Raw genomic sequence first — 18,695 nt, 5'->3', positions numbered from 1 at the left:
CTAACCCTTAGAACGTCCTTTAATATTCTGGAGAATATAAAAAATCATATTACAGTAACCTTTCAGAGAGATGAAAGATATTTCAAAAAAGCTCTTTAGAATATTATCCTGGGATATTTTATCATTCCATTCTTGCCATATTGAATCACGAGAAAATGTCGCTCTAACATAATTAATACTTTGTTCATGGCTCATTGGCATAATCTTCAGGCCAATTTTATTATTGTAAGCATGAACTATTTGTACTGGAATATCGCATTTTCCGTAACCATCATCCAGATGAAGAGACAACTGCTGTGTTTTATCAATATCTTTTAGGTCGGAAATATTATCAATGATAACCCCTAGTCCTCCTTCGGAGAAATCAAGAACAGAACAAGGGTAGTTTCGCCCATCAGTCAGTTGGATCACACCTTTGAAAGACACGTCGATACGCGGAGAAAAACGCACCTGTTTTTGTTCAATAGAGACAGCCAAAGTTGCGCCAATAATAATTGTATTATAAAGCAACCAAACTAAACAAAAGAGATTCAGGATCGCAATATGCCCTTGCAAATTATAAAAATTAACAATACCCATTATCAATCCAAGTAAGTTTAAAATAGCAAAAATGAGGTAGGGATATGATATTCGCCAGTCAACAAACTTATTTTTTATTAATCCCCCTTTAGCCGTAACATTAAAGCGCCCTTTTGCCGGAGCAAGTAATGCAACAAGCGTCGGTAGCGTAATGTACCAGGCCAGCACCATTTCGTAAATCTCATTCCAGAAAGAATGCCTGTATTTTCCTTGTATTCTTGAGTTAGTTAAAACTATAACAAATAGATAAGGCAAAACATAAGACATAATATCCGCTATCGATGCATCTATCAGATTAACTGAAAAGAAAATGGGGCATAATGGTGCACACAAGAAAATCAGTCGTGGCACACCTGATAAAAAGTGCATCATGCTGCTGAGATAGCAAAGGCGCTGTGATAATGTCAGGCCTTTGCCTAATAATGGATTGTCAATACGCAAGATTTGGATCATTCCCCTGGCCCACCGAATCCGTTGCCCAATATGGGCTGATAATGTTTCGGTGGCAAGTCCGGCAGCCAGAGGATAGCGAAGGTACGCAGAGCTGTAACCTGCACGATGCAAACGTAACGACGTATGCGCATCTTCCGTTACTGTTTCGACTGCAATGCCACCCACCTCATCCAAAGCAGATCTACGGATAATTGCGCACGAACCACAAAAAAATGAAGCATTCCAGGTATCCGTTCCATTCTGGATTAATCCATAAAAGAGATGCCCTTCATTTGGCTTTTGCCGAAACTGTCCCAGATTTCGCTCAAAAGGATCAGGGGAGAAAAAATGATGTGGTGTTTGCAACATCGATAGTTTTTCATCAGCAATAAACCAACCCATTGTTTTCGTTAAAAAAGAAACAGAAGGTATATGATCGCAATCAAAAATAGCAACAAATTCTCCGTTAGCTATTTTAAGCGCATTATTTATGTTTCCGGCCTTAGCATGTTCATGTGTTTCTCTTGCGACATAATGAATGCCTGATTCATCTGCGAATCTTCTAAACTCTTGCCTGGCGCCATCATCAAGGATCCAGACGTGTAATTTATCTTTTGGCCAGTCTAATGCCAGTGCACCATAAACTGTATTCTTCACAACCGTCAGAGGTTCATTATAAGTGGGTATTAATATATCAACATTAGGCCATTCTTCTTTATTGTCTGGTAAGGGTATACACTCTCTGTTCAATGGAAAGCAAACCTGAAAGTAACCCAGTAATAAGACAAGCCAGGCATACGTCTCAGCAACTAATAGCGTTACTGAAAAGAAGCTGTCTGGAACCTCATCCAGGATAACTGAAGAAGAGTAACGCCACCATAGATATCTGGAAGATATGAGTACGCCAATCCCCATCAAAATAAGGGTAATTATCCTTCCCTTAAAAAAATTGATGAGAAAAACAGAGATGCAAATGATAATAGAGAATAATATTTGTTGATAAAGTCCAAGAGGCTGTTCGACAATCGATATAAAAACAAAACATAGCAATATAGCAACAACCAGAAGGATTTTGTTGTATGCTTCTTTATTTTTAAAGATCATGGCATCTAGTCATTCATTAATACTATTATTCAAACTGTGTGTTTTTTTGAAACATAAGTAACCAATTCAATGAAATTTAACACATTAACACCATGTTATCTGAGCTCTACCATTTTGCTTACTTTTGTATAATCGTTCATCTGCCAACAATTTCAACCGTTCAATATTATTCATACACTCGTCAGTATTAGCTACGCCAATGCTGCAACTACAATTCAACCCACCCATCGAGAAATGAACAATTCGGTGCAAAATTCTTGTTAGTTGATTTACATCTTTATCATGATAAATGATAGCGAACTCATCGCCGCCAAACCGATAAATTTCACCTTTACTGCGAGGCAATTCATCTTTAATAAGATTAACTATTTTTATGAGTACCTCATCACCAAACAAATGGCCAAACTTATCATTAATGGTTTTAAATTTATCTATGTCAAACAGACATAAGTATCCAAATTTTTCGCTCAATATTTTGATATCTTTATCAAAACTCCGGCGACCAGAAGCCCGTGTAAGCGCATCATAAGTACCAAAATCATATATTTCTCTAATTGCATTGATCTCTTCAGTATTAAAGAATAGATTTTCTCCACGTAAACCATAATGATGATCCGACAATATAGATTCTTTTTCCAACCTACCCTTATATATAATGTTTTGCAGCAAATTAATATAATAGTAATATATTATGACTGCAGATACCGCCGAAGCAAAAACAAATAGCAAACACATATAAATATACTTGCTTTTTTTGTAAGCCACGATAAATATCATTTCAGGGATGTAAGAATATGTCAGGGTGATGGCCGAGATCTCAAATACAGCATCATTTATCAAAAAATCATCACCCGCAATTTTCTTTTCATTATCATTAATATCATAAAATGAGACATAGATATCTTCTCGTTCCCCTGACTGATTTCTTATCAGAGATAAATAACGTTCTGGATCCACTACTGATATCAAACTAGTTCTTTTTGCTATGGGATGTGCATAATAAACATAGTATTTATCTTTTAAACTAATAACACCTCTTTCAAATTCGTTAATTACCCGAACAGAGGAAACTATGTCGTCACAAAAATCATCTCCTTTTGACGTAATTTTGATACATTTATCATCACTAATCATATAAGGACCCAGATCATATAAATATCCAGGATGTTGGAAATTTGAAAAGCTATCGCGTATTTTATTTAACAGTTCATCTGGTGATATCTCTAGTTCATAAAATACATTATTAGATACTGAACGACGATACTCAGACACATTAGCAATAGCAAGCCCACTATCAATAATAGATACCTTTACCGAATTAACTCGGTCTTTAACATACATAGTGTATAAATAACAAGTGACTACAGAGACGCACAAAAAATACAAAAAACAGATTCCTGCGGCCTTTTTTTTATATTTGAACATTGCGTTATTTTCTTTTTTTCGGTTTATTGTCTATATGCCACTCTGAAAATGGTAACGGTTTCTGGTATAAGTATCCCTGGACATGAGAGAATCCTAACTTTTGTAATTCTCTGGCCTGGCTTTCGGTTTCAACACCTTCAGCTATAACCGGCATATTTTCTTCACGGGCAAGGCTAGATATGAAATAGACAATTCTGTTTGTTTCATCGAAAATTCCTGAGGTAAACTCCGAATCAATTTTAATGCTATCAGGCCTTACTTTATAAAGTTTTTTCAAATCAGCTAAACCGCTGCCGAAATCATCAAGTGAAATCTTAATACCGTTTTCTTTTAAAATATTTATATTATTGTAAAAGCTATCATTTATGTCTTTTACTGCCGATTCGGTGATCTCCAGGCAGATTTGATCAGCATTTATACTAAACGTATTAATTAATGACAAAACCCGGAAGTGGAAATCAAATTCATTTAATTGCCACGGAGATACATTAATATGCAGGAGAAAATCATTCGTAATTTCATATTCACGGCTAAATGCCCCAAATTCTCCAATAGCCGTTTCCAGTACAAAATCACCCAATTCTTTAATTAAGCCAATTTCTTCAGCAACAGGTACGAAAATTGATGGTGGTATTATGCCATTTTCAACTGACAACCAACGGCATAACGCCTCCGCACCTACAACCTTATTATTCGCCATATCAATAATAGGTTGATAGACTAAATAAAACTCACTACTCGCAATCCCCTTTTTTATATTTCCAGCGACCCAGACTTTTTGATCAAGTTCATGAGCCTTGATGTCATCATAAAACATAAATTCAGATTCTTTATTTTCTCGCATAGCCGTTAATGCCAGTTTCAGCTTGCCTTCATAATTTGATACATTTTCCCCTACAAAAGTTTCGCAAATAGCAATTTTATGAACATAAATATTTCTTAGACAAATAATATGATCAGGGAGATTTAAAATTGATAATTTCTCGATGAACTCTTCACAATGAGTATGACATAGCAACAAATATGTTTCAGTTGAGACTTTCAGTATGTCACAGTATCGAGAATATTTTTCTGATATTTTTGATTTTATATCATTTATAATCTCGTCATATTTTTTACTTCCATGTATCGCCTCAACAAACTCTAATCCATAGATACAAAGCATGCCAACTGCTAAGTAGGTTTTATTGTTGGTTTCAATAACAGATTTATTGATATAGAAGCAACTTCCTTGCTCACAAGAAACAAGATTAAGTAACCGCTCCATTCGTTCTTTGTATTTATCACTTATGTTATTAATGATTTTTTTCAGCTCAATAATCTCACTGCTGTCATTTTGCACAATTTCAATTTTGTCGTTGCGGTATACTGAATTCGCTAATTTTTTCAAATGCTCTATCAGTTTATTGGACTCTTTTTTAATTTTCTTTGTTATCTTTTCAACAACATACCATAATAAACAGAAGCAAACCAAACCACATAAAAACATCAATGTAAAATATTTATTGATGTTTGCATCCTCTGATTTCTGATAGTGAAAATAATGGAATCTGACATCAGGAAGTCTGGGGAGTGATATGACATTATCGGTATAGTTGCCACTGTCATTACTTATGTTATAACTACCTGATGAGTTACGAACAATAAGATGCAGCATTGATTTTTCATTACCTACCATAATTTTTTTATTCTGCTCCATGAATAAAATATCAGCTTCACCAGCCAATTTATTAAGATAATTACTAAAATATCTTTCATCAAGATCTAAATGCATTAACTTCAGAGCAAACGAATTTTTTTCTTCTTCGGATGGACGTAATGAAAACGAGAAACATTTTTTCCCTGCAATGCCATAGCAGTTATACCACGGTGACCATTTTGAATAAGTCCCTTTCGGCAATTTATTCCAGGGGCGAGATTCAGGATCAAAGTATTTATCGCTAATTTCACCATCAACCCCAGTAAAAGGTTTACCGGGTTCTGATTGGCCAAAAAACTTAATCACACCACCATCAGTTCGAATAAAGCTAAGATACTTCCCGTTATTCAACATTATCCCAACTAGATTAACGGAATCTATTTTCTTCATCCGATGGATGACCGCTTGTTTGATTTCATTTTCATCATGTAACAGATAAATAGCATCTTTTAACGCATCAGCTTCTTTTTCAATTTTAGAAAAAAAATTATTTAAATTATTGTTAATAAGTATAAGATTAATACGCGAAGAATTTTCTTCTATTTTTTTATGAAAATCAATCGCCGTAATAAATGAAAAAATAATATAGACTGTAACGGCTAATATAAGCGCAGTGTTAAATCTTGAATTTAATTTTTCAGTAATGCTATACATATTGGAGTTCTGACTAAAGTGTTATCAATAGTTCCGATATTACATCGTATAAAATTACTTATAATTGATGGTGTTAATATCCCTCATTATGATTTTATTACTTGAAACATTTCCTCCCAACGAATATACCATGATGAGAAGATTCATTTTTCCTTAATTTACAAAAGTGATTATCATAGTTTTTACTTTAACTGAACCAACATTGTTATACTTAATATTCGTGCTTTTGTCTCTTTTGCCCACGCTACCGCCTTTCGTTAATTTTCAACGAAATAATTAAGATATGAAAATATTTATAAATGTCGACATAACTGTCACATACCGCACAGTTGCGCCATCGCCACTTTTACCACCCAAAAGAGGCATTAATATGTAATCTCAGCAATCCATTCCGTTTATTTATCTGTTCTTCAGATATGAGCAATGTGACTCTTTTAACCCAAATAAATTAATCAATAACCTTAGAGAAAGTGGTCATTATTAGTTGATTGCTAAGGCTGTAGAGCGCCCATCAACCTGAACAGATAAATACGTTGAGGAATACACGATCGATAAAACAATAAGGTGCAGTGGCAGACGACTATTTTATTTTTAAAACAATAGTCTGTGAACCATGCCTGGTATGAGTAGATTCTAGTGAGAGAAGGTTTTTGTAAGTTTAAAATCCTATAAAACATCAAATTAGCAGAATTTTAAACCAGATTAGAAATGTATTTTCTACATAACGAAACAATAGTTGCAACTATTTTCAGCAAATTTAACCAAAAGTGATAACATGCAACATTGTTGATGCAGATCAAAAAAAAACGATTTTATAGTGCTGGGCGTTGTTTAAACTTTGTCCTCAAAAATCAAACTGTTACCATAAGAAATAGTTCACTGCGGAACTCAGAATAATAACGCGCAAAATAGCCAACAATTTAAATTATCACCATATCTAAAAATAAAGCTTTCCGATAACTTAAATTCGTATTATCACGACAACATTTATCACCATTCATCTCTTAAGAAAAACTTAACTTTAGCGTTATCAGATCGACTCGTTCTTTTAATCTATTTCCTGCCAAAACCCCAATCGGTGATAAATGACATCAGCACAATGTTGTACCAGCGCAACTGTTTTTCCTGAACGCTCTCAGCATAGACCGATCTTTCGCTAATATTTAATAGATATCTCTAAACAGGGGGATGTGTGGAAAATAAGAAATGCGAAAATGGTGGAATAAAAATTACAATCTGCTGTACATTTTATTTTTACAAATAAATTTTGCTGAAAGCTCGTGTAAAGAGGGAATAAGAAAACAGAGTGCGGACAACAAGTTCACACTCTGCACTAATTCATTTAGACGTGAGCAACGGGTTTTGGCGTGTGTCCGGCATTGCGTAGCAGCATCAGTAAGTAGATAAACGACACACTGGCGATCATGATAAACAGCAGATTATCAGAAAAATTCTGCATTAGCATGGCAGTAAAAGACGGCCCAAACAAACTACCCACGGTATAACTCAACAACAATGCTTGATTCATTGCGACCAGTTGATGATGTTCAACTTTCTCACAAGCCCAGGCCATCGCCACCGGATAAAGCGTAAAACCGGCTGCACCGAGGATGAACAATGCTGGAGCCATTGCCGCCTGACTTAACATCGCGATACTACCGAGAATGACGACAAATACCTGAACACGCAGTACCAGCAGACGACCAAATTTATCCGCCAGACGGCCAATTGGCCATTGCCCGAGGATACCGGCACTAACCAGTACCGCCATCCAGAATCCGATGCTGGCATTGCTAATCCCTTTATGATTGAGGTACAGAGGCATCAGACCATACAAAGAACCCAGAACGATTCCCGAGATAATGCAGCCATTCACGCCAAGTCGTGCCTGGCGAAGTTTTAGCATTGACGTCATGGGCGTCGAAGCATGATTTTCAGCCTGTTGATTCAGGATACGAGTAAACAGCAGCGGCAAGATCCCCGCCAGGGTCAACCCCGTAGCCCACGGCAATACGCTCATCAATTCGGTTGAAACTTTACTGAGCAGTAACTGGCCTAAAAACGTCCCCACATAATAAACCATCATATAGGCAGCAAGTAACCGCCCACGGTTACGTGACGTTCCGCTGCACATCAGCGCGCTTTCCACCACAACCCAAATCATGGCGCAACCGACGCCTGCGACGAAACGCCAGGCTAACCAGCTCCAGAATCCAATCATCAAACCAAGCCCGACACAGCCTGCCGCAAAAATGAAGGAAGCAAGGTAATAACTGCGATTAAACCCAAAGCGTTTAATGACATACCCTGTCAGTAAAGTACCGACCAGGTTGCCGGTAAAATAAGATGAACTGACGACACCGACCTGCCATGTGGGCAAATGCGCCTGGGCGAGCCATAGCGGCACCAGTGTATTTAACACCGCGATCGCCAGAGTCAACAAAAGTAAGCCAGACAGCAAAAGCATGACAGGCCGGGTATACGTGGACATGAATTAAAACCGTGAGGAAGCTCAAATTTCATGCGCATCATGCCACCACCAAAAACATTGTCAATGGGTGAAAATACGTACATAACGTAGCGGCTGTATTATCGATTTATATTACTCATTCATAACACTAATGACGAAAAGATAATCAGTCTCATCTACTTGTTTTTATTGAACTAACATAAAGTTCATGCATTTCGTTCAGTCGAAAAATTTCATGGTCACAGCAAACCTGGATTTCCCGTCTATGCTTTCAGGGCAACGCATCGCGTCTGAACGATTTCAGGCGTACCACTGACTCTCGAAAGGAGAAGAGAATGACCAAACCGTATGTTCGTCTCGATAAAAATGATGCTGCTGTTTTGTTAGTTGATCACCAGGCTGGTTTACTTTCCCTTGTGCGGGATATTGAACCTGACAAATTTAAAAATAACGTGCTGGCGCTGGGTGACTTAGCTAAATATTTCAATTTACCTACCATTCTTACCACCAGCTTTGAAACTGGTCCTAACGGCCCACTGGTCCCTGAACTGAAAGCACAGTTTCCGGATGCACCTTATATTGCGCGTCCTGGAAATATTAACGCCTGGGATAACGAAGATTTTGTCAAAGCAGTTAAAGCGACAGGTAAAAAACAACTGATTATTGCAGGGGTGGTAACCGAGGTTTGCGTAGCATTTCCGGCACTTTCCGCAATTGAAGAAGGGTTTGATGTCTTTGTGGTGACTGACGCGTCAGGAACCTTTAACGAAATTACCCGGCATTCGGCATGGGATCGCATGTCACAAGCGGGGGCGCAATTGATGACGTGGTTTGGTGTCGCCTGCGAACTGCACCGTGACTGGCGTAACGATATCGAAGGCCTGGCGACGCTGTTCTCTAACCACATTCCTGATTATCGTAATTTGATGACCAGTTACGACACCTTAACGAAACAGAAATAAAAGAGAACCGGGGCCGAAACCCCGGTTATAACGCTTTAGCTGGCAACAGCCATACCCACGGTCATATGCAAACCGTAGAATACGCCGCGACCGATTAATTCCCCTGCAAGAAGCAGGATGAATGACACGGAAAGCAGCGGCACCGCAGGCTGAAAACCTTTTAACTGCGGAGCAATCCACAAGCACAGTGCCACAGCGATAAGCACAATCCGCCAGGCCATCAGTGCACCGTAATCCGGCACCAGCGCCGCAGCCTGTTGTACAGAAGAGTGAATCGTAGCGAGTTCAGCCCCCTGCATTACAGACATTACACCGCTCACCACCAACGCCAGCACTGAAATTGCCGGAAGTAAACGCATCACCCAGCCATTAACCCCCGCCAGACGCAGTAACAGATATCCCAGCAGCGGGCCACCCATAAACATGGTCAGGAAGAAGCCCATCGGTGTCCAGATGCTGTACCAGGTCGGTACGGTATCGATGCTGTTATACACACGTACCATCATCCAGACAAATACCACACCGAGAACCATCGTCACCACCAGCCACAGCGCGCGTAATACCGGTGACAGCTTTTTCAGCATTGCCAGCAACCAGCCGATGCCACCAACGGCAAAAAAGATCGAACCGCTGGCGATTTCGTTACTCAACGCCGAAGCGCCAACCCGATTGAGTGAGTTAAAGGCGCGCATCGGTGAACCAAGGTGAAGCATTGAGGCAATAAAGCCAATGCCCATCAGTACCCACAAGCCAAACATACAGGCAATAACCCGCTGTTGGGTATCGGCCCGAAGTTCACCTTTCAACAAGGCAAATGCCAGAACGATAAAACCGCCCACTACACACTGCCCGAAGACCGTGAAGATCATCAACGGCCACTCATGCCATCCACTTCCCATCTCACACCTCCTTCGGATTTGCCAGGTAGCCAGTGGTATCCCCGGTTGGGCGGCTGTTGGCGTTAGGTTTGATCACAATATTTGGTTTGGTAAAGTGCGCTCTTGGCAACGGCGCAACGGCGGCCAGATCGCCATGTTTTTTACGCAACTCGTCGATAGGGCCGAAATCCAGCGCCCGCAGCGGGCAAGACTCGACACAGATCGGTTTTTTACCTTCCGCGACACGATCATAACAACCATCACATTTGGTCATATGTCCTTTGGTTTCGTTGTACTGTGGCGCACCATACGGGCAAGCCATATGGCAGTAACGACAGCCAATACACACATCTTCATCGACAACGACAAAACCATCTTCACGTTTATGCATCGCGCCGCTCGGGCAGACTTTGGTACACGCCGGATCTTCGCAGTGATTACATGAAATCGAGAGATAGTAGGCAAATACGTTCTGATGCCAGACGCCGTTATCTTCCTGCCAGTCGCCGCCCGCATATTCATAAATTCGGCGGAAGCTGACTTCTGGTGTCAAATCTTTGTAGTCTTTACAAGCCAGTTCGCAGGTTTTGCAACCGGTGCAACGACTGGAATCAATAAAAAATCCATACTGGGTTGTCATCGGTTACTCCTTACACCTTTTCAACCTGAACGAGGTTTGTATGTGACGGATTCCCCTTGGCGAGAGGAGATGGGCGTTGAGTGGTCAGTACGTTGATACAACCGCCCTGATCAACACGTTTCGCATCGGGGTCATACCAGGCACCTTCACCCAATGCGACCACGCCCGGCATCATTCGTGGCGTTACTTTCGCCTCAATATGAACCTCACCGCGATCGTTAAAGATCCGCACCTTATCGCCATTGTTGATACCGCGTTTTTGCGCATCAATTGGGTTGATCCACATTTCCTGGCGACAAGTCGCTTTCAGCACATCAACGTTACCGTAGGTGGAGTGCACACGAGATTTGTAGTGGAAACCTGTAAGTTGCAGCGGATACTGTTTATTCAGCGGATCCTGATAACTTTCAAAGCCCGGCGTGTAGATCGGCAGTGGATCGATCACATCGCCTTCTGGCAATTCCCAGGTAGCTGCAATATCAGCCAGTGCCTGTGAATAGATCTCAATTTTGCCCGATGGCGTGGTCAATGGATTTGCCTGCGGATCTTCCCGGAAGGCTTTATAAGCAACGTGATGCCCTTGTGGATCACGCTTTTTAAAGATCCCCTGCTTACGAAACTCTTCAAAGGTCGGCAATTCAGGAATCGCTTCTCGCGACTGGGCATACAGGTGGCGCATCCACTCTTCCTGGGTACGCCCTTCAGTAAACTGTTGCTCGACGCCAAGGCGTTTTGCCAGTTCGCTGGTCATCTCATAGATGGTCTTACATTCAAAGCGCGGTTTAATCACCTGGTCATTGAAAATTACGTAGGACATATTTCCGCAGGAAGCATCCAGCGCAAAGTCCATCTGCTCAGAGGCGGTGCAATCCGGCAACAGGATGTCAGCATATTTTGCTGATGAGGTCATGTGGCAGTCGATAACTACAATCAATTCGCACTTCTTATCATCCTGAAGGATTTCATGAGTGCGGTTGATTTCCGAGTGCTGGTTAATCAGGCAGTTACCGGCATAGTTCCAGATCATCTTAATCGGAACATCCAGCTTATCTTTACCGCGCACACCATCACGCAGCGCTGTCATTTCCGGACCGCGTTCAATCGCATCGGTCCACATAAACATGGAAATGCTGGTTTGGATCGGGTTTTCGAGGGTCGGCATACGGACAAACGGTAAGCTGTATGAGCCTTCGCGCGCCCCGGTGTTGCCACCGTTAATACCGACGTTACCGGTGAGGATCGCCAGCATTGAGATAGCACGAGTGGCGATTTCACCGTTAGCGTGGCGTTGTGGTCCCCAACCCTGGCTGATAAACGCCGGTTTAGTGCTGCCAATTTCCCGCGCCAGTTTGATGATTTTGTCCGCCGGAATACCCGTAATTTGCGAAGCCCATTCCGGCGTTTTAGCAACGCCGTCCGGCCCTTCACCCAGAATGTAGGCTTTATAGTGACCGTTTTTCGGCGCACTGGCAGGCAACGTTTTTTCGTCGTAACCGACACAATATTTATCGAGAAACTCTTGATCAACCAGGTTTTCAGTGATCATGACATATGCCAGACCATTAACCAGTGCGGCATCTGTTCCCGGACGGATCGGGATCCATTCATCTTCGCGCCCGGCACCGGTGTCTGTATAGCGCGGATCGATAATGATCATGCGAGCATTTGATTTCTGACGCGCCTGTTCGAGGTAATAAGTCACCCCGCCGCCGCTCATTCGCGTTTCGCCCGGGTTATTACCAAACAGTACCACCAGCTTACTGTTTTCAATATCTGACGGGCTGTTGCCATCAGCCCAGCCGCCGTAGGTATAGTTCAGACCTTCCGCAATTTGCGCGGAGGAGTAGTCACCATAATGGTTCAGGTAACCGCCACAGCAGTTCATTAAACGCGCCACCAGGGTATTTCCCGGTGGCCAGGAGCGGGTCATGGTGCCGCCCAGCGTACCTGTACCATAGTTCAGATAGATGGATTCGTTGCCATATTCTTTAATCAGACGCTGCATATTAGTAGCGATAATGTCGTAGGCTTCTTCCCAGCTAATGCGCTCAAATTTGCCTTCACCACGCGCCCCTACCCGTTTCATCGGATATTTCAGACGATCAGGATTATAAACGCGACGACGCATGGAACGCCCACGCAGACAGGCGCGCACCTGATGCAGGCCGTCGTAATTGTCATCACCGGTATTATCCGTTTCGACGTATTTGATCTCACCGTCCACGACATGCATACGTAGCGGGCAGCGGCTGCCACAGTTAACTGTACAGGCGCTCCAGACAACCTTCTCGTCAGAATTTGCCGCAATGGCGTTATCGACAGCGTGCGCTATTCGACTAAAAGGTAATGTTAATGCGCTGCTGGCCATCGCCAGGCCGCCGATCGCTGTCGTTTTTACCAAACCACGGCGACTCACCTCAGCAGCCAATACCGCATCAGGGATTTTCGTTTTCATAATGGCTCACTCAAGCTTGCTTACGATTGATTCCAGTAACAAACCGTATTGTGTAATTATTTTTATAGCGGCGCGCTATATAGGTTTGTATACATCGAATGATTTGAAAATCAACGAGATAGATAGATTTTCACTCGAAAGTAGTATTACGCGTAAGTGAAATGTAATTATTGTTTGGTATCAAAAGGAGACAAAAAAAGCGCCCGCAGGCGCTTTTTAGATTCGGCATATTTAGATATTAGCCAATATATTCCAGTCCGTTCATGTACGGACGCAGAACTTCTGGTACTTCAATACGGCCATCAGCCTGCTGATAGTTTTCCATTACCGCAACCAACGTACGACCAACAGCCAGACCAGAACCGTTCAGGGTATGAACCAGACGGGTTTTCTTGTCTGACTTGCTGCGGCAACGTGCCTGCATACGACGTGCCTGGAAATCCCAGACGTTAGAGCAGGAAGAGATCTCGCGGTAGGTGTTCTGTGCCGGGATCCATACTTCCAGGTCGTAAGTTTTGCAAGCGCCAAAGCCCATGTCGCCAGTGCAAAGAATGATTTTACGGTACGGCAGACCCAGCAGTTGCAGGACTTTTTCTGCATGACCGGTCATCTCTTCCAGTGCCGCCATAGAGTCTTCCGGACGCACGATCTGAACCATTTCAACTTTGTCGAACTGGTGCATACGGATCAGGCCGCGAGTGTCACGACCATAAGAACCAGCTTCAGAACGGAAGCACGGTGTATGGGCGGTCATCTTAATTGGCAGATCATCTTCATCGATGATTTCACCGCGCACCAGGTTGGTCAGCGGAACTTCCGCCGTCGGGATCAGCGCGTAGTTACTGGTGTCAGCTTCTTCTTCCAGCGGACGAGTATGGAACAGGTCACCAGCAAATTTCGGCAACTGACCAGTACCGTACAGCGTGTCCTGGTTAACCAGATACGGGACATAGTTTTCGCTATAGCCATGCTGCTCGGTGTGCAGATCCAGCATAAACTGCGACAGCGCACGGTGCATACGAGCGATTTGCCCTTTCATCACCACAAAGCGCGAACCGGTCAGCTTAACTGCTGCTGCAAAGTCAAAACCTGAGTGCATTTCACCCAGCGTCACGTGGTCACGAACTTCAAAGTCAAACTCGCGCGGGGTGCCCCAGCGGCTAACTTCAACGTTGTCATTTTCGTCTTTACCTACCGGCACTTCATCTGCAGGCAGGTTAGGGATTGTCAGCGCGATATCGCGAATTTCAGCCTGTAAAGCATCCAGCTCGGCTTTTGCTGCATCCAGCTCTTCGCCCAGTTTGTTCACTTCCAGACGTAAAGGCTCAATATCTTCCCCGCGCGCTTTCGCCTGGCCAATGGATTTCGATCGGGAGTTACGCTCCGCTTGCAGGTTTTCCGTTTTGACCTGCAATACTTTACGACGCTCTTCAAGAGCGCCCAGCTTATCTACATCCAGCTTAAAGCCCCGGCGTGCCAGTTTTTCAGCGACTGCGTCTGGCTCATTACGCAGCAGATTGGGATCGAGCATGCTTATCCTGTGCTTATCGAATTAAATGGGAGATGTGGCCACAGCCTGCGACCACAGGGATACAGTAACAACATTACCGCAACGATAACATTAACGGTAGCGTTTTATGGGGCTATTTTGATCCTGTTCAGCCAGCCAGGCGAGCTTTTCGCCAATCTTGCCTTCAAGGCCTCTGTTGGTCGGGAAATAATAGCGTGTTTGTGCTATTTCCGGCGGGAAGTAAACCTCACCGGCGGCATAAGCGTTTGCTTCATCATGAGCGTAACGATATTCCTGCCCGTAGCCCATTTCCTTCATCAGTTTGGTCGGCGCATTGCGCAAGTGAACTGGCACGTCATAATCCGGACGTTCGCGAGCATCGGCCAGCGCGGCTTTAAACGCAGTATACACAGCGTTACTTTTTGGTGCGCAAGCCAGATAAACAATCGCCTGGGCAATGGCGCGCTCGCCCTCTGCCGGACCCACGCGGGTAAAGCAATCCCAGGCAGCTATTGCCACCTGCATCGCACGCGGATCAGCATTGCCGACATCTTCCGACGCTATTGCAAGGCAGCGACGTGCGACATATAACGGATCGCCACCGGCAGTAATAATTCGCGCATACCAGTAAAGCGCCGCATCGGGGGCGCTACCGCGCACAGATTTATGCAGCGCGGAAATCAGATCGTAAAAGCGATCGCCTTTGTTATCGAAGCGGGCACTGCGCTCACCGGCGATTTCCGTCAATAATTCTGTCTTCAGAACACGTTTACCGCTGTTATCGACTTCGGCCATATCCGCCATCATTTCCAGCGTATTTAACGCCCGGCGCGCATCGCCATTCACCAGTTCAGCAATCGCCCGACGCGTCTCATCTGGCAGAACAATATCTTGCCCACCGTAACCGCGGGTTTTGTCTTCCATCGCCTGAGTCAGTACTTGCTCAATATCCTCTGTGCTAAGGGATTTCAGCAGATAAACTCGGGCACGGGAAAGCAATGCCGAGTTAAGTTCAAACGACGGGTTTTCAGTCGTCGCGCCAATGAAAGTGATGGTGCCATCTTCAATATGCGGTAGAAAAGCATCCTGCTGACTTTTGTTGAAGCGGTGAACTTCATCAACAAACAGAATGGTGCGCCGACCGGCATTGCGGTTCTGCCGCGCTCGCTCGATTGCCTCGCGAATCTCTTTAACGCCAGAGGTGACGGCTGAAATACGTTCCACATCAGCATTCGCATAGCGGGCAATGACTTCTGCGAGGGTCGTTTTACCAGTACCGGGTGGCCCCCAGAGGATCATGGAATGCAAGTGCCCCGCTTCGATAGCACGCGGCAACGGTTTCCCCGCAGCCAGCAAATGCTGCTGGCCGATATACTGTGCTAAATTTTCTGGCCGCATACGCGCGGCCAGAGGTTGAAAAGTATTATCCGAAAAATCGAGCGACAGATTGCTCACTCAGGGCCTCTACTTACGTTGGTCATCTACCGTTACGCCTTGTGGCGGGGTGAAGGTAAATTTCGCTGCATCCACAGCACCGTTTTGCTGGGATTTCAGTTGATAACTACTGCGCTGATCGTCCTGCTCTACCGCACTAAACTGATGGATCGTACCATCGCGCCCCACATTAATGGTGAATTGCTTCAGATTGCCATTGCTGGCTTTCGGCGTCAGGATAAAGTCATCGCCATTCTGTTTGATGTTGTATTGCTGCCAGTCACTGGACTGGTTACGGGCAATCAGCATAAACGGCGTATTGCCGGTGGCATCTTTCAGCCAGGTTGCCGTGGCTTGTTCAACAAAGGGATTATAGAACCACAGTGTTTTACCGTCAGAAACCAGAACACTTTCATCCGGCTGAGTCATATGCCAGTTAAACAGATTAGGGCGTTTCACCCATAAATCCCCCTGACCTTCCTGTACAGCAGCGCCGCTACCGTCAGTGACCTTTTGCGTAAAGCTGGCATGGAAACTGCTGACTTTATCCAGGCGGCTTTTCAGATCGCTTGCGGCGTCAGCCCAAACGCTGCTCGCCACGAAGCTTGAGAGTAATGCACAGGTGATGGCAATTTTTTTCATCATTGTTCCTCAAATTACGTCACTCCCAAACGGGAGTTCCCTCTACTCTCTATTCCAGGCTAATAATCAGCTTGAGGAAAGAAGAAAATACTGAATTTTCAGTTGATGGAGTGCCGGATGCAACGTTATCACGTCTTATCCGGCCTACGATTCACCAATTAGTCAAATGGCGGTGGGGCCAGCACTTCACGATTACCGTTGTGACCCTGTTCGCTGACGATCCCCTGCGCTTCCATCTGTTCTACGATGCGTGCGGCACGGTTGTAACCGATGCGGAACTGACGCTGAACACCGGAAATAGACGCTTTGCGTTTTTCAGTGACAAACGCCACCGCCTGATCGAACAACGGATCCAGCTCTTCAGCACCGTCAAAACCACCCGCACCACCTTCACTTTCGCTGTCGGAAGTGATGCCGTCAACATACTGCGGACGACCACGGGCTTTCCAGTCCTGCACCACCGCATGTACTTCCTGATCGCGAACAAAGGCACCGTGAACACGTACTGGCATGGTGGAGTTAGGCCCGGAGTAGAGCATATCCCCCATTCCCAGTAGCGATTCTGCGCCAGCCTGATCAAGAATGGTACGTGAGTCGATCTTGCTGGATACCGTGAAGGCGATACGGGTCGGAATGTTCGCTTTAATCAGACCAGTAATAACATCAACCGAAGGACGTTGCGTTGCCAGTACGAGGTGGATACCCGCGGCACGGGCTTTTTGCGCCAGACGTGCAATCAGCTCTTCCACTTTTTTACCCACCGTCATCATCAGGTCGGCAAATTCGTCCACCAGCACCACGATATACGGCTCTTTTTTCAGCACCGGATGCTGTGCATCCATACTATCGCCCGGCTTCCAGTACGGATCTGGAATTGGCCGCATCATACGATCAGCTTCAGCAATTTTTTCGTTATAACCTGCCAGGTTACGCACACCAAGTGCCGACATCAGCTTATAACGACGTTCCATCTCGTTGACACACCAGCGCAGAGCATTAGCTGCATCTTTCATGTCGGTAACGACTTCCGTTAACAGATGCGGGATACCTTCATAAACCGAAAGCTCCAGCATTTTCGGGTCGATCATGATGAAACGCACATCTTCCGGCTGCGCTTTATAGAGCATACTCAGGATCATAGCGTTCACACCGACAGACTTACCGGAACCGGTAGTCCCCGCAACCAATAAGTGCGGCATTTTCGCCAGATCGGCAACCACCGGCTCACCGGCAATATCTTTACCCAATACAATCGTCAACGGTGATGGGTTATCACGGAACCTGGCGTTATCCAGCACTTCGCGCAAATAAACGGTCTGGCGTTTTTTATTCGGTAATTCCAGACCTACATAAGGTTTACCTGGGATTACTTCAACTACACGGACTGCCACTGTTGATAACGAACGGGCAAGGTCACGTGACAAGTTAGAAATACGCGCGGCTTTTACACCCGGTGCCAGGTTCAGTTCAAAGCGAGTGATAACTGGCCCTGGTGAGTAGTTAACAACATCGGCTTTAATGCGGAAATCAGCCAGGCGCGCCTCCACCAGACGTGCCATTTGTTCGAGCGCAAAGGTATCTACTGGCTCCACTTCGCTCGGCGGCGGCGTCAACAAATCCAGCGATGGCAACGGCGTTGTCGGCTTGTGCAACGGACGACTGTCGCCATTGCGCATTAACAGCGGATGAAGCAGGGTATCCTGCGGCTGCGGCACGACTGGTTGCTGTGGCTGTTGATACTGCGGCTGCGACGCGACCGGTTGTTGCGGCTGTTGATATTGCGGCTGCGGCGCGACCGGTTGTTGCGGCTG

11 protein-coding genes and 2 pseudogenes are annotated in these 18,695 nt (G+C 44.5%); 1 reads left to right on the top strand and 12 read right to left on the bottom strand.

Going from position 1 to position 18,695, the window contains the following annotated elements; translation table 11 throughout:
• From bcsA to A1SC_RS19935, 5 genes and pseudogenes are all read right to left on the bottom strand, one after another.
• The gene (gene bcsA, locus A1SC_RS19920; RefSeq protein ID WP_016261869.1) at positions 1–2,115 is read right to left on the bottom strand and encodes a UDP-forming cellulose synthase catalytic subunit; all 2,115 of its coding nucleotides are present in this window, start codon (positions 2,113–2,115) and stop codon (positions 1–3) included.
• Between the two features lie 84 nt (positions 2,116–2,199).
• On the bottom strand, positions 2,200–3,540 hold the full coding sequence (locus A1SC_RS19925) for a GGDEF domain-containing protein (protein WP_000477637.1): 1,341 nt from the start codon (positions 3,538–3,540) through the stop codon (positions 2,200–2,202).
• A 4-nt stretch (positions 3,541–3,544) separates the two neighbouring features.
• On the bottom strand, positions 3,545–5,893 hold the full coding sequence (locus tag A1SC_RS19930; protein WP_016261868.1) for an EAL domain-containing protein: 2,349 nt from the start codon (positions 5,891–5,893) through the stop codon (positions 3,545–3,547).
• Between the two features lie 1,062 nt (positions 5,894–6,955).
• Positions 6,956–7,054 (bottom strand): annotated as a pseudogene (locus A1SC_RS25705) (hypothetical protein); the annotation flags it as partial.
• Positions 7,055–7,235: 181 nt separating this feature from the next.
• Positions 7,236–8,384, bottom strand: a complete 1,149-nt coding sequence (locus A1SC_RS19935; RefSeq protein WP_000109280.1) for an MFS transporter — start codon at positions 8,382–8,384, stop codon at positions 7,236–7,238.
• Between the two features lie 314 nt (positions 8,385–8,698).
• Here A1SC_RS19935 and ycaC point away from each other — a divergent pair, with 314 nt between their 5' ends.
• Positions 8,699–9,325, top strand: a complete 627-nt coding sequence (ycaC, locus tag A1SC_RS19940) for an isochorismate family cysteine hydrolase YcaC (protein ID WP_000165876.1) — start codon at positions 8,699–8,701, stop codon at positions 9,323–9,325.
• Between the two features lie 35 nt (positions 9,326–9,360).
• Here the strand turns inward: ycaC and dmsC are convergent, their stop codons facing one another.
• The 7 genes and pseudogenes from dmsC to ftsK form a co-directional block, all read right to left on the bottom strand.
• On the bottom strand, positions 9,361–10,224 hold the full coding sequence (dmsC, locus tag A1SC_RS19945; RefSeq protein ID WP_001516103.1) for a dimethyl sulfoxide reductase anchor subunit DmsC: 864 nt from the start codon (positions 10,222–10,224) through the stop codon (positions 9,361–9,363).
• A 1-nt stretch (position 10,225) separates the two neighbouring features.
• Entirely contained in the window at positions 10,226–10,843 is a 618-nt protein-coding gene (gene dmsB / locus A1SC_RS19950; RefSeq protein ID WP_000213098.1) for a dimethylsulfoxide reductase iron-sulfur subunit DmsB, read from the bottom strand.
• 10 nt (positions 10,844–10,853) lie between these two features.
• Complete coding sequence (dmsA, locus tag A1SC_RS19955; protein WP_016261867.1) at positions 10,854–13,298, bottom strand: dimethylsulfoxide reductase subunit A; 2,445 nt, start codon at positions 13,296–13,298, stop codon at positions 10,854–10,856.
• A gap of 238 nt (positions 13,299–13,536) precedes the next feature.
• Positions 13,537–14,829 (bottom strand): serine--tRNA ligase, encoded by a 1,293-nt coding sequence (gene serS, locus A1SC_RS19960; protein WP_016261866.1) that lies wholly within the window; start codon positions 14,827–14,829, stop codon positions 13,537–13,539.
• Positions 14,830–14,919: 90 nt separating this feature from the next.
• Positions 14,920–16,263, bottom strand: coding sequence for a replication-associated recombination protein RarA (gene rarA / locus A1SC_RS19965; protein WP_000067764.1), 1,344 nt, complete (start codon positions 16,261–16,263; stop codon positions 14,920–14,922).
• Between the two features lie 9 nt (positions 16,264–16,272).
• Positions 16,273–16,884 (bottom strand): outer membrane lipoprotein periplasmic chaperone LolA, encoded by a 612-nt coding sequence (gene lolA / locus A1SC_RS19970; protein WP_001516101.1) that lies wholly within the window; start codon positions 16,882–16,884, stop codon positions 16,273–16,275.
• A gap of 158 nt (positions 16,885–17,042) precedes the next feature.
• Positions 17,043–18,695: pseudogene (ftsK, locus tag A1SC_RS19975) on the bottom strand (DNA translocase FtsK); the annotation flags it as partial.

It is taken from the genome of Escherichia sp. KTE52 (assembly GCF_000408325.1).
Classification (GTDB): domain Bacteria; phylum Pseudomonadota; class Gammaproteobacteria; order Enterobacterales; family Enterobacteriaceae; genus Escherichia; species Escherichia marmotae.
The sequence above is the reverse complement of the archived record's forward strand: the minus strand, read 5'-3'. Positions and strand labels throughout refer to the sequence as shown.

Excerpts from the sequence above, each read along its gene's own strand:
- bcsA (WP_016261869.1), bottom strand. The coding sequence starts at position 2,115 with ATGATCTTTAAAAATAAAGAAGCATACAACAAAATCCTTCTGGTTGTT.
- A1SC_RS19925 (WP_000477637.1), bottom strand. The coding sequence starts at position 3,540 with ATGTTCAAATATAAAAAAAAGGCCGCAGGAATCTGTTTTTTGTATTTT.
- A1SC_RS19930 (WP_016261868.1), bottom strand. The coding sequence starts at position 5,893 with ATGTATAGCATTACTGAAAAATTAAATTCAAGATTTAACACTGCGCTT.
- A1SC_RS19935 (WP_000109280.1), bottom strand. The coding sequence starts at position 8,384 with ATGTCCACGTATACCCGGCCTGTCATGCTTTTGCTGTCTGGCTTACTT.
- ycaC (WP_000165876.1), top strand. The coding sequence starts at position 8,699 with ATGACCAAACCGTATGTTCGTCTCGATAAAAATGATGCTGCTGTTTTG.
- dmsC (WP_001516103.1), bottom strand. The coding sequence starts at position 10,224 with ATGGGAAGTGGATGGCATGAGTGGCCGTTGATGATCTTCACGGTCTTC.
- dmsB (WP_000213098.1), bottom strand. The coding sequence starts at position 10,843 with ATGACAACCCAGTATGGATTTTTTATTGATTCCAGTCGTTGCACCGGT.
- dmsA (WP_016261867.1), bottom strand. The coding sequence starts at position 13,298 with ATGAAAACGAAAATCCCTGATGCGGTATTGGCTGCTGAGGTGAGTCGC.
- serS (WP_016261866.1), bottom strand. The coding sequence starts at position 14,829 with ATGCTCGATCCCAATCTGCTGCGTAATGAGCCAGACGCAGTCGCTGAA.
- lolA (WP_001516101.1), bottom strand. The coding sequence starts at position 16,884 with ATGAAAAAAATTGCCATCACCTGTGCATTACTCTCAAGCTTCGTGGCG.